This window comes from Thauera sp. AutoDN2, assembly GCF_051280715.1.
In the GTDB taxonomy this organism is placed as follows: domain Bacteria; phylum Pseudomonadota; class Gammaproteobacteria; order Burkholderiales; family Rhodocyclaceae; genus Thauera.
The window spans coordinates 1-11,066 of the sequence record NZ_JBNCAR010000048.1; the positions used below are offsets into that span (position 1 = coordinate 1).

Annotated in this window: 10 protein-coding genes and 2 pseudogenes; 4 read left to right on the forward strand and 8 right to left on the reverse strand. The window is 60.1% G+C overall.

The features are described from left to right. Positions 1 to 134: 134 nt before the first annotated feature. Positions 135 to 344: pseudogene (locus ACPT9U_RS16425) on the reverse strand (transposase domain-containing protein); the annotation flags it as partial. Between the two features lie 22 nt (positions 345 to 366). On the opposite strand from ACPT9U_RS16425, the pseudogene ACPT9U_RS16430 reads away from it, so the two are divergent. Beyond that, positions 367 to 561 (forward strand): annotated as a pseudogene (locus tag ACPT9U_RS16430) (transposase domain-containing protein); the annotation flags it as partial. Further along, complete coding sequence (locus ACPT9U_RS16435) at positions 561 to 1,070, forward strand: hypothetical protein (RefSeq protein WP_341648036.1); 510 nt, start codon at positions 561 to 563, stop codon at positions 1,068 to 1,070. The pseudogene ACPT9U_RS16430 and the gene ACPT9U_RS16435, both read left to right, overlap by 1 nt. Here ACPT9U_RS16435 and tnpB read toward each other — a convergent pair. Then, positions 1,048 to 1,242 (reverse strand): IS66 family insertion sequence element accessory protein TnpB, encoded by a 195-nt coding sequence (gene tnpB / locus ACPT9U_RS16440; protein ID WP_341648035.1) that lies wholly within the window; start codon positions 1,240 to 1,242, stop codon positions 1,048 to 1,050. The genes ACPT9U_RS16435 and tnpB overlap by 23 nt on opposite strands. Then, complete coding sequence (tnpA, locus tag ACPT9U_RS16445; protein WP_435751721.1) at positions 1,239 to 1,631, reverse strand: IS66 family insertion sequence element accessory protein TnpA; 393 nt, start codon at positions 1,629 to 1,631, stop codon at positions 1,239 to 1,241. The genes tnpB and tnpA overlap by 4 nt, the downstream gene beginning before the upstream one ends. 126 nt (positions 1,632 to 1,757) lie before the next feature. Between tnpA and gmtX the strand changes: the two genes are divergently transcribed. Next, positions 1,758 to 2,030: a gamma-mobile-trio protein GmtX gene (gene gmtX / locus ACPT9U_RS16450; protein ID WP_341648033.1), complete on the forward strand. Its 273-nt coding sequence runs from the start codon at positions 1,758 to 1,760 to the stop codon at positions 2,028 to 2,030. A gap of 274 nt (positions 2,031 to 2,304) precedes the next feature. Here gmtX and ACPT9U_RS16455 read toward each other — a convergent pair whose 3' ends face one another. After that, positions 2,305 to 4,209, reverse strand: a complete 1,905-nt coding sequence (locus tag ACPT9U_RS16455) for a sensor domain-containing diguanylate cyclase (protein ID WP_435751724.1) — start codon at positions 4,207 to 4,209, stop codon at positions 2,305 to 2,307. Positions 4,210 to 4,220: 11 nt separating this feature from the next. Next, entirely contained in the window at positions 4,221 to 5,240 is a 1,020-nt protein-coding gene (locus ACPT9U_RS16460) for a diguanylate cyclase domain-containing protein (protein ID WP_435751726.1), read from the reverse strand. 322 nt (positions 5,241 to 5,562) lie between these two features. Here ACPT9U_RS16460 and ACPT9U_RS16465 point away from each other — a divergent pair, with 322 nt between their 5' ends. Continuing rightward, complete coding sequence (locus ACPT9U_RS16465; protein ID WP_182938058.1) at positions 5,563 to 6,507, forward strand: GGDEF domain-containing protein; 945 nt, start codon at positions 5,563 to 5,565, stop codon at positions 6,505 to 6,507. A 62-nt stretch (positions 6,508 to 6,569) separates the two neighbouring features. On the opposite strand, the gene ACPT9U_RS16470 is transcribed toward ACPT9U_RS16465, so the two are convergent. The 3 genes from ACPT9U_RS16470 to ACPT9U_RS16480 all read right to left on the reverse strand — a co-directional run. Beyond that, complete coding sequence (locus ACPT9U_RS16470) at positions 6,570 to 9,782, reverse strand: EAL domain-containing protein (RefSeq protein ID WP_435751727.1); 3,213 nt, start codon at positions 9,780 to 9,782, stop codon at positions 6,570 to 6,572. An 85-nt stretch (positions 9,783 to 9,867) separates the two neighbouring features. Further along, complete coding sequence (locus ACPT9U_RS16475) at positions 9,868 to 10,836, reverse strand: substrate-binding domain-containing protein (protein ID WP_435751728.1); 969 nt, start codon at positions 10,834 to 10,836, stop codon at positions 9,868 to 9,870. A 30-nt stretch (positions 10,837 to 10,866) separates the two neighbouring features. After that, on the reverse strand, positions 10,867 to 11,066 hold a 200-nt coding region (locus ACPT9U_RS16480), incomplete at its 5' end, for a hypothetical protein (RefSeq protein ID WP_435751730.1).

Consider the following 11,066-nt stretch of genomic DNA (forward strand, 5'->3'; position numbering starts at 1 on the left):
GGCGTGATCCTTCACCTGTCGCGCGGCTGATGTTCTTCCCCGAAGGCGCGGTCCGGGTCCATGTCTATGGCCGCCCGGTCGACATGCGCAAATCCTTCGTAAGCGCTCCATGAACCCCATCCTTCCCGGGCTCGCTACGCTGTGATCAACTGCTCAGCCTTGAGATTCCAAGGCAGGAAAGCCTCGAAGTGTTCGATGGTGGTGGCGGTGGGCAATGCCCGCAGCACGTGGCGCAGCCACAGATACGGCTCGACGTTGTTGGCTTTGGCGGTCTCGATCAGCGAGTAGATGAGCGCACTGGCACGCGCGCCGGCCTGGGTGTCCGAGAAGAGCCATGCTTTCCGGTTATGCAAAGGTTGGCATAAGAGGAAGAACTGGCTGTTTGCCGGCAGCGAGCGTGGCGGACGCGCCGCTGCCGTGGCACTCTCGCTGATCGAGACGGCGCGACTCAACGGCCTTGAGCCCTATGCCTACCTGAAGGATGTGCTCACACGCCTGCCCGGGCAGCGCATGGACCGGCTCGATGAGCTGTTGCCGATGAACTGGAAGCCCACGCCCTGATGGATCCTGCCACCCTCGAAGCCCTCAACCGCGCGAGCTCGCTCGAGCTGTTCCACCTGTCGACCGTGATCGAGCGCCTGATGTCGGATCCGTCGCGGATCGTGCAGATCCGGCTGCATCTGCATCTGGGGCAACGGGTGCGCTTCGTCGACGGGAAAGCACCGGGCGCTGCGCTGCAGCTGCGCAGCGGCACCGTGGTGGCGATGAAGGACACCCAGGTCACCGTGCAGGACGACGCCACCCGTGCGAGCTGGACGTTGCCCTACGCGGCGATCGAGCTCCCCGCCGACAGCCGGGCTGCACCTGTGGTGCCCACCGCCAAGCCCGCCCAACGCCCCACCCGCGACGACTTCCGCGTCGGCGATCGCGTCAGTTTCGAGGATCGCCACCTGCAGACGCGCATCGGCACCATCGTGCGTATCAACCAGAAAACGGCCAGCGTCGACTGCGAGAACGAGCCCGGCTGGCGAGTGTCTTTCGCACTGCTCAGGCACGTCGTCGATCTCTGAAGCCATCGCCCCGCCGGGGAACGGGGTTGCTCGGACGGTTACCGAACACCTGACCCGAGAGCGGGTTCATGCCCATGCAGCGCGACACGATCTGCGCGAGTGCATCGATCGACTTCCGCATGTCGACCGCCTCGCTATAGACGTGAGCCCGGATCGCCGAGGACAGGATCACGGCAGCCGCGCCAGCACGCGATCGAGCACCTGCCGCGCAGCCGTCCCGTGCAGGCGCAGCGTCATCGATTCGGGCAGCACGACTTCGATCTGCATCGCATCGACCTGCCCCGAGCAGGCTGGCTGCACGAGCGCGATGAAGCGACCGCCGCCTTCACCCGCCGCCGACCCTGCCTCGGCAGCGGCCAGGCGATTGATCCGGTGGCGGAACGTCGACAGCGCCAGGCCCGTGGACTGGCAATACTGCGGAATGCTCAAGCCCTGCCGGCGCCGCTGCTGCTCATGTGCGCGCCAGAATGCATCGTCGCGATGCATGCGCCGCTGAGCACCCGCCTCACCACGGTGCTGAGCCGGCGGCGCTGCCCGCGCCATCAGTCTGTCCTGCTCCATCGTCGTTGTTCTCCAGAAATGCGTTTCGGAGATGCAACGATCGATGATTCAGCGCTGGTCGGGAACTACGGGGTTGCTCGGACGGTTACAGCCAAAGCATGCGGGCTCACACGGAGCTACGTAAGAATGGGGTTCGTGGAGCGCTTACCATCGACCGGCCTGTATCCCTCCGAGATCGAGGCGTTGCGCCATGCTGTCAGCGACCGCCTACTCCGAGATGAAGGCTGGACGAGCGACGCTGAGGGACGCGTTCTCAACGAGGCCGGCCGGGTGATCTTCAAGCCGGGCTATGTCACGGCGATCCGAAAGATCATCGGTGAGGGTGAGGCATCTGCGAGCAAGTCGACGCAACAGATCAGCGTTGGTGAGAACAGGCTTGACCCACTGGCGCCTGAATGAGCGGAGGCGGTGTCAAGGGACCGTGGAATAAATGGGAGGGACCCACGGCGTCGTGTGCCGTGGGAGGGCACCCGTTTATGCCGCGAAAGCCCTTGATGCCGACGCAGCGGCCAACGCTCCGGGCTGCTGGGGGTGGGTTGTTTTATAACCCGCCCCCGGCTGCCTCACGGCAAGTGCGGGGTTTGGGGCAGCGCCCCAAGGAGTCTTGGCGACCAGGGTCAGACACAGTCGTAGCTAGAGCTTTGTTCTCCACGATGGTCAACCAGCTCAACGTTCACTCATTGCTAACGAATTGATGCAGTTTACCCCGAGCCATGATGTGCACGCGATTGCGGCCGGCATGTTTGGCTGAGTACACAGCCTTATCTGCCTCTCCAAGTAGCACATCAATACTCGCAGTGTCGCGTTCTTTCTGGGCAACACCGACGCTGATACTGAGTCTTACCTTTTCATGACCCTCGGCGACGAGGGCCATCGTTTCGATCGCCCTGCGAAGGCGATCCGCCGCCTTCATGGCTGAGGGAAGATCTGAACCCGAACATACAACCAAGAATTCCTCGCCGCCGATTCGGCACAACGTATCACTGCGACGCCCTTCTTTGTGTAGGCGAATACCCACTTGCTTCAAGACGTGGTCACCAAACGCATGCCCATATCGATCATTCACGCGTTTGAACCAGTCAAGATCGATCATCATGACGCTCAGTGCCTCACCGGTGCGATTCGACGCACTCCAAGCCCTGGCGAGCGCCTCCATTGCCCCACGACGATTCGGTAATCCGGTAAGCATGTCAGTTCTGGCAACCTGTTCAAGCTTCCGGTTGCTGACGGCGAGCTCTGAGGCGATTTGTTTAAGTTGAGCACGATCGTTTTGCCATGCATCAAGGAGTCCGAGATAGCGATGTCCAGCATCCATCGCGACGCGCAACGCTTCCTCGCCGAGCGACTTGAAAAGACACGTATCCACGCCGCTCTCAAGCGCTGCGACGAAGTTCTCCTTGTCTAACTGATCAGACAATGCAACGAGATAAACCGGTCTACCCCAATCGGCCCCACGTACCTTGCGACAGAAGTCCTGCGCACCTGCACCGGAGAAGTCGGCGTCAATAATCACAATCTTCGGCAACACAGCGACCGCAATGCTCAAAGCCTCATCAAAATCACCCGCGAGACAAATTTGATAACCTAAGCTGGATTGCAACAACGTGCTGACATCGAAGGTGGAGTGATTACGTGAGGTGACAATGAGAGCAGGCACTGTAGCGTCCGATCCTGTAGCCCCTCCGATAACCGGCGGAGTTTCAGACATGCGCTCGAACGACGGAAGGGAGGTAGCCGGGACATCCAGTAACTTCGCCCAGTCGCTCCACTCTTCGACGATCCGATCGAAGAACGCCGCCGTACCGTCGGCGTCCATCTGAAATCGACCGCCGAGCCGTATTAGGGAGCCGACCAACTGGCTTCGAACCTTCTCGGCTGCTATGCCAAGGTCGGCGAGATGACTAGCGGTGTGAAATAGCCAGGTCAGCGTGTGCGGTCGCGACCCTTCAGAAAACTGTGATTCATCGGGTGACTGATGGTAGAAGACGGGTTCGGCGAGCGCTTTCGGAATGCCGAACTCCTCTATCATGGCAAGCGCGCACTGGCGCTGATCGATCCCAAACGCCTCATGTTCGAGCGCGAGCAAATTGCTTCGATCGGACTCAAGCAGTTCGGAGTATTCGACGGGGAATGCCGTGGCCAGAGCCAAGGAACCAATATTCGCGAGCAAGCCGCATGCGAACAAGTCCTCCGGGGCAGCCGCGCGGGTCAAACGTCCGAGTTCCCGCGAGGCCAAAGCCATCAGCAATGAGCGCGACCAAAAATTGCGATAATCGAATCCTTTACAAGGTCCGTCCTTGAACTGGTCGACGAGCGAGAATCCCATCGCGAGCTGAGCAACCGCCTTCATGCCGATACGCAGCAGTGCTTCGTTGATGGCTGAGACTGGTCGGTGGGTACCGCCGCTCGAGTTTGCGAGACGGAGAAGGCGCCCAGACAAAGCTGGATCGGTCTGAACCAAACGAGCAACGTCTTCTATCGTGCAATCTTCGCGACCGCATAGGTTCATTATGGCCAATGCGACCCCTTTGGGGCTAGGCAGTTGTCCAGCAAGCTTGATCTCGTCGAATCTGGCCACCGAGCTCGCCCTCAACTGGATGCGACGACGCAGTTACGGCCATTGTGCTTCGCCCGATACAGCGCCTTGTCAGCCCGATCGAATAGCGGCTCGATCGACTCCTCGCGCTGACGTAAGGCAACTCCGACGGAGATCGTAAAGGGTGCGATTTCGAGCTTGTCATGACGCCGCACCAACCGTAACCGTTCGATCGAGGTCCTAACCTTTTCTGCAAGCTGCTGTGCTCGATCGATCGAGGCATTGGGTACCAACATGACAAACTCCTCGCCACCAAAACGCGCAGTCATCGCTTGGTCCGGCGCGATAGCCAACATCGCCTCAGCGACCTTCTGGATCACAATATCACCCACTGCATGGCCGTAGGTGTCGTTGATCCGCTTGAAGTGGTCGATATCCATGACGAGCAAAGCAGGCGGCCCATCGGAAGAATCGAACAGTTTTGCGGCTTCAATTAACATGCCTCTTCGATTGAGCAGCCCGGTAAGCGGATCGACCATCGCCTCGCGCCGATGCTTGTCGAGTTCACCTCGAAGCAATCTTGTCTCCTGCTCCGTGGCCTCAAGACTCTTCTTGAGTGCCGCGTTGCTTTCATTTGCTGCTAAGGCAGCCTGGGCTAGGTTTTGAGCGATCGCGCGTAAACCGCTCGAGTCGCGAACTTCATCAAGCCGACCCAGGTTTTCGGTCAGAGAGGCCTGGAGACCGGACGTATTTCGACTCGCGCTGAGTACATCTCCGAGGAGACTGCCGAGCAACTTTTCGATACCCTCTCCCATGCCGTGAAACCGACGAAGAGCCTCGCCAGCCACATGTTGCTCGTAGATCTCGCGCACAACGAAATCATCGATCGCAGATGAAGATCCGATTACTGAATTCAATGCTTCGCACAGCGACGGGTCGTTGCCTCTGATGTAGTCGTGCGCTACCCAGTAATTGATGGGAGAGGCCGACAGCCGATGTTGGGCGAGAAACGCGAGCGCGCGCTCACCGAGATCAGATCGGGCTCCACTCTTATCCTTCTGCGACGGCTTCATTCCACCTCCTCACAGGCAAAAAAACGCGAAAACATCCCCGCCAGCATTATCGCCTCGATCGCCTCCCGGATAGAATGTACATACATGACTGTCCCTGCAGACGAAGTGGCTTAGCATACTAGCATTTCTCGCTACTAACCGGGAGGTGGCAAGGTCAGCAGCCGCGGGCGTGAGGGCCGTACTTGCGGGCCAGTTCACCGAGTTCGTGATTGACTACCCGTGCCACTCCCGAAACGAGCGCCGTTGGTTCAATCTCCGTGTAACGCGTATGAGCTGTGACGGTCCCGTGCGAGCCGTGCTAAGTCATGAGAACATCACGAACGTGAAGCTGACTGAACAGGTCATCCTGGAGCGCGAGGAGGCCTTACGGCGCAGTGAAGCAATCTATCGGACGATCGCGAGCCACCTTCCCAATGGTGCGGTGATCCTTTTTGATAAGGAGTTGCGCTATACCTTCGCCGATGGCTTGGGGCTTCGCGACCACCAGCTCAGAAAGGAGGATCTCGAAGGCAAACTCCTATGGGAACTCTTCCCTGAGAACATTTCGACGCCACTCGCCGCTCTGTACCGTAACGCGCTCGACGGCACGGCGGGCAAGGTCGAGGTGTTGTTCAACGAGGCATGTTTCCTGGTCCACGCTATCCCTTTGCAAAGCGCGGATGGGAGCGTTTATGGGGGGTTGGCGCTCACCCAGGACATCACCGCCACAAAGCGGCTCCAGCTGGAACTCGAAGACACGAACCGCCGCCTGCTCACGCTCAGTCGGCAAGATGGTCTGCTGGGAATCGCAAACCGACGTTACTTTGATGAAATGCTGTTGGTGGAATGTCAGCGCCACGCGCGAGATCACGCTCCGCTCGGCGTCTTGATGATCGATGTCGATCATTTCAAACCTTACAACGACCACTACGGCCATGTCGCCGGCGACGAGTGCCTGAAAGCCATTGCAACTGTGTTGCGTGGAGCCGTTCATCGCCCTGCCGACCTCGTGGCCCGTTTTGGCGGCGAGGAGTTCGTGTTGCTGCTGCCGGATACGGCAAGCGCAGGCGCCGCAATCGTGGCGAAGCGGATTCATGCGCAGCTGGCCGAACTTGGCGTTCCCCATTTATCGTCTCCCATTGGCGCGCACGTCACGGTCAGCATTGGCGTGGCTGAGCTGCGACCGGGAAGCACGAGTTGTCTCCAGTTGTTACTGGCCGCAGCCGATGCGGCGCTGTATCAAGCCAAGCAGCGGGGGCGGAACCGCACGGAGATTGACGGTCTTTAAGTGTCCGGAAGCTACGACCGGTGCCGACTCCACCAAACCCGGGGCGATTCAGGGGGGATTCTCTATCGACAGTTTGATCCGCCTCCAGACGACGGCGCCAGGCTGCGCGGATCGTCCTTCAACAGGTATTCGAGGTGGACCAGCAGCGCGTCCCAGAGTGCGTGAAGTTCCGCCATACCGGCCAAAGCTTCGACATCGTGACCCTGCGAACGCCGCTTGAGCAAGTCGGCGGCCAGCGCGTGTACCCGGAGATGTAAGGTTTCAATGGTGGCGAAGGTTGCAGCGTGGCGCGGCTGATGGATGGTCTTGTCGAGCCACTGGCCGAGTCGGCATTGATGATGATCGAGTGGCGGCGGCGCGTCGCGCCTGCCATCGAGGTGTTCCCCCAGGGCAACAATCCAGCCTCGATGCTCGACACCGGCAATCAGCACCGGCATCAGCTCGCGGTCGAGGCAGTGTGCATGCGCCCATCGTGGGTCGGGGCGCCAATGCTGGCGCCACGCAGGCAGATCGGCCGCCGCCATCGGTCGGGCGATGCCATAGCCCTGGCCCAGATCGCAGCCGAGCCGCAGCAGGGTTTCGCCGTGCGCCACCGTCTCCACCCCCTCGGCAATCGCCCTGCGCCGAAAGGCGGTGGCCAGCCCCAGTATTCCTTCTAGAATAGCGAGGTCGTCCGAGTCCTGCAGCATGTCGCGAACGAAGCTCTGATCGATCTTGAGCACTTGCGCCGGCAGGCGCTTGAGATAGGTGAGCGACGAATAACCGGTGCCAAAATCATCGAGCGCAAAACTGACTCCGAGCGTCGCGGATGCATCGATAACCGCGGAGACCAGGGCGATGTCTTCGAGAGCGCAACTCTCCAGCACTTCTAGCTCAAGATAGCCGCGCGGCACGTTCGGGTGCGCTGCCAGCAGGGCTCGCAGTTCATCCAGAAAACCGGCCTGCTGCAGATGAAAGCCGGAGATGTTCACGCTAACCGGTAAATCGACTCCCGCGTCCTGCCATGCCGCGATCTGGGTCAGCGCAGTGTCGATCACCCAGCGTCCCAGTTCCACTTCCAGCGGATGTTGTGCGATCGGCGGCAGAAACTCCACGGGTGCAAGCAGGCCCTGATCCGGGTGTTGCCACCGGATCAGGGCCTCGGCTCCGATCACCTCGCCGCTGCGCATGTTGACCTTGGGCTGGTAGTGAAGCACGAACTCGTTCTTGATTAATCCCTCCCGGATGCGCTCCAGGTGCTCGTGCTGACCGCGCAGACTTGCATCCCGTGCGGTGTCAAAAATATGGTAACGGTTCTTGCCCGCGACCTTGGCCTGGTACATCGCTTGGTCCGCCTGGCGCAGCAACTGATCGGGATCGACATCATCACTTTGCGGGTAGTGGGAAATCCCGATGCTGCCGGAAACCTGAACGACCACGCCATCCACCTTTACCGGTTGGGCGATGACGGACAGCAATCGATCGATCAGATCCTTCGCTGCACTCTGATTGCTCAGATCGGCAAGTACGGCGACGAACTCGTCGCCACCCAGGCGGGCGACGGTATCGCCCTCGCGCAGGCAATCCTTCATGCGCGCGGCAAGGGTCACCAACAGTTGATCGCCGACGTCATGGCCATGTACATCATTTACTGACTTGAACCCATCCAGATCGATATAAGCCAGTGCCAGCGGCAGGCCGCTGCGCCTTACCCGTACGATGGCCTGCTCGAGGCGATCGGCCAGCAGCACCCGGTTGGGAAGGCCGGTGAGCGGATCGAAGTGCGCGATATGCCTGAGCTGCTGCTCATTGTCCTTTTGCCGCGTGATGTCCGAGGACACCGCCACATAGTGGGAGGTCTGCTGATCGCTCCCGCGCACGGCCGCGATTGCGAGTGACTGGGCGTACTCCTGTCCGGACTTGCGCATATTCCAGACCTCCCCCTCCCAGTACCCTCGGGTGCGCAGATCACGCCACATCTCGTCATAGAAAGCTCGATCATGGCGCCCGGAGCTGAGGATGCGGGGGTTGCGGCCGAGTACCTCGTTTCGGGGATAGCCGGTGATACGGGTGAAGGCGTCGTTGACCTCGATAATGTGGCCATCGGCATCGGTGATAACGATACCTTCACGGGCGTGGCTGAATACGCTTGCTGCGAGTTGGAGCTTTGCGTCGGATTGACGCCGGACATTCAAACCATCCAGAAAGGCATTGAACCCGCGCGAGAGATTGCCGATCTCGTCATCGCCGCGCGGCGCCAGCGGCAGCAATTCGGCATCGGGCAGGTCGCGTAGTTGCCCGAAGCGTCCGGCAATATCACGAATCGGTTGCACCACCCGGCGCGCGAACAAGACCGCCCCCACGCCCACGATAAGGAGCGACACCAGCATCGCCACGGTGGTGGTCCGTCCAATGGCCTGCGCTGAGCGATACCGCGTTTCTTCCGGAACCAAGATCGCAAGTCGCCAGCCGGGAGCGTGCAGGGCGACTTGACTAATGAGTACTCCACTTGCAGCATTGATCGTTACCGTCGCGCTGTGTGCTTCGGCCAGCTGGGCAATCAACGCTGGTTCTGCGTGCGAGCCGAGGCGTGCTGGATCGGGGTGATATACGAGGCGATCACGCCCGTCCAACACGATCAGCAGGCGATCTTCGCTAACGCCTGCTTTGCTGAACTCGCGGCGAATCTGGTGTGGGTCGTAGTTGATCAGCAGCAAGGCGACCGGGACCTCGCGCGAAGTCGCCAGATCGAAATGGCGAATCACTCGGGCTACCGTTACCACCTGGCGGTGGGCGGAGTCACGATTGAGGTTGGCCTGCACACCTGCCCAATGTATCCGGCTGGGAGCGGCCAGGGTCTCTGCGATCAACTGTTCGCGCGCCGTTACATCCAGGTTATTTGAAACCAGGGTGTCGCCGACGTGGTAGTGACTACCCCCCAAGGTAAAAATGTCGATGGAGACAAGGCCGTCCAGGTTGATGTAATTGTTGAGCACGTAGCCGATCTGCGCCTGGGTGGCCAGGCGCGTGAACACATCGCCATCGGGCGGCTCAGCCGAGACCGCCTCGACAATCTGCTCAACCCCGCTGATGTTAGCGATCAATGCTTCGATCTTCGCCATCTGCCCGTTGAGCAGGGCAGCCTTGTCGTGAGCCTGTTGAATCGCACTGCTGCGCGTCTCATGTTCCAGAGCCTGGTTCGACAGGTGTATCGCCGATAAGCCCACCACCAACAGTGGCAGGATGCTAAGCACAATCAGGTAGACAATGAAGCGCTGGGTGAGGTTCAGCCGCATCCGCCCCCCACCCATGAGCAACGGGCCGACTCCGCCAAGGGAGCGGCGAATTTGATCGTCATGATGTTCAAACGCAATCCCGGGCCTACTTCGGCGCGCTGACCAGCTCCACATCGATCAGCGTTTCTGATGGCACTTTTTCGCCCTTGAGCAGGCGAATCGCATACAGAACACCTTGATAACCTTGCTCCGCCGCGCGCTGGTCGACGGTAACCGCTAGCTTGCCCTGATCGACCATGGTCCGGATTTCGGGCAAGGCGTCGAAACCGGCCACCTTGACCGAGCTCAGCCCATTGTCGCTCAAGTATCGCAAGGCCCCCAGTGCCATCATGTCGTTGGCGGCGAACAGCAGGCCGATGCCCGGATGCAGCTCGAACATTTTCCTGGTTACCTCATAGGCCTCATCGATCTTCCAGTTGGCGGTTTCACTGGCAACCACTCGGATCGCCGTGTTCTCTGAAAACGCACGCTCCGCACCTTGCTTGCGCGCCTGCGCATTCTCGGCACTACGAATGCCTTCGAGAATGGCTGCCGTGGTCGGCACTTCAATCCCTGCGCTCAGCGCCTTGACCGCGAGATAGGCCCCCTTCTCGTTGTCCACGCTGATAAAGGGCAGGCCGGCGAGATCCGCCACTGCGAGTTGGGTGGCATCCAGGCGGGCATCGATAATCACCACCGGAATACCCGCATCACGCGCCTTTCGCACCGCAGGAATCAGATGGTGTGCATTCGCAGGGGCGATCACGAGCGCATCGGCCCGCTTGTTCTGAACTAGATCTTCGACGATCGAAACCTGCTGTTCGAATGAGGTTTCCTGCGCTGCCGTCTTGACGATCAGTTCAATGCCGAGCTCAATCTCCGCCTTGCGCGCACCCTTCTCCATCTCAACGAAGAACGGATTGGTCAGCGTTTTCATGACCAACGCCACTCGCGGCTTTACAACGGGGGGCGGGGATGTGGAGATTGCGACCGCGGGTTCTCGATCGACACGCTCACCACACCCAGCAAAGACCAACGACAGGACCAGGAAGGCAAGACATCGGATCGGCCGCATGAGCGTCACTCTGGGAAAAGGTGACAAATGTTACCAGCTTCTTTCCGACCGGCGGAGCAGCTTGACTGTGGCCACGATCTCGACCACTTCGGCGGTCCGTCTCTTGGAGGCAATCAGGGTGGCCAGCAGCAACGTAAGCGGTAACCGAGCGGCGTTCTTGCCTACTTCGAGCGCGGGTGGAGATCGGATCGAAGCGGATTGGCCGCGAAGTGTTGCTTCCACAGCCTTGG

Coding starts and splice junctions, on each gene's coding strand:
- ACPT9U_RS16435 (WP_341648036.1), top strand. CDS start 561: ATGGATCCTGCCACCCTCGAAGCCCTCAACCGCGCGAGCTCGCTCGAG.
- tnpA (WP_435751721.1), bottom strand. CDS start 1,631: ATGGAGCAGGACAGACTGATGGCGCGGGCAGCGCCGCCGGCTCAGCAC.
- gmtX (WP_341648033.1), top strand. CDS start 1,758: ATGGGGTTCGTGGAGCGCTTACCATCGACCGGCCTGTATCCCTCCGAG.
- ACPT9U_RS16460 (WP_435751726.1), bottom strand. CDS start 5,240: ATGAAGCCGTCGCAGAAGGATAAGAGTGGAGCCCGATCTGATCTCGGT.
- ACPT9U_RS16470 (WP_435751727.1), bottom strand. CDS start 9,782: ATGCGGCTGAACCTCACCCAGCGCTTCATTGTCTACCTGATTGTGCTT.
- ACPT9U_RS16475 (WP_435751728.1), bottom strand. CDS start 10,836: ATGCGGCCGATCCGATGTCTTGCCTTCCTGGTCCTGTCGTTGGTCTTT.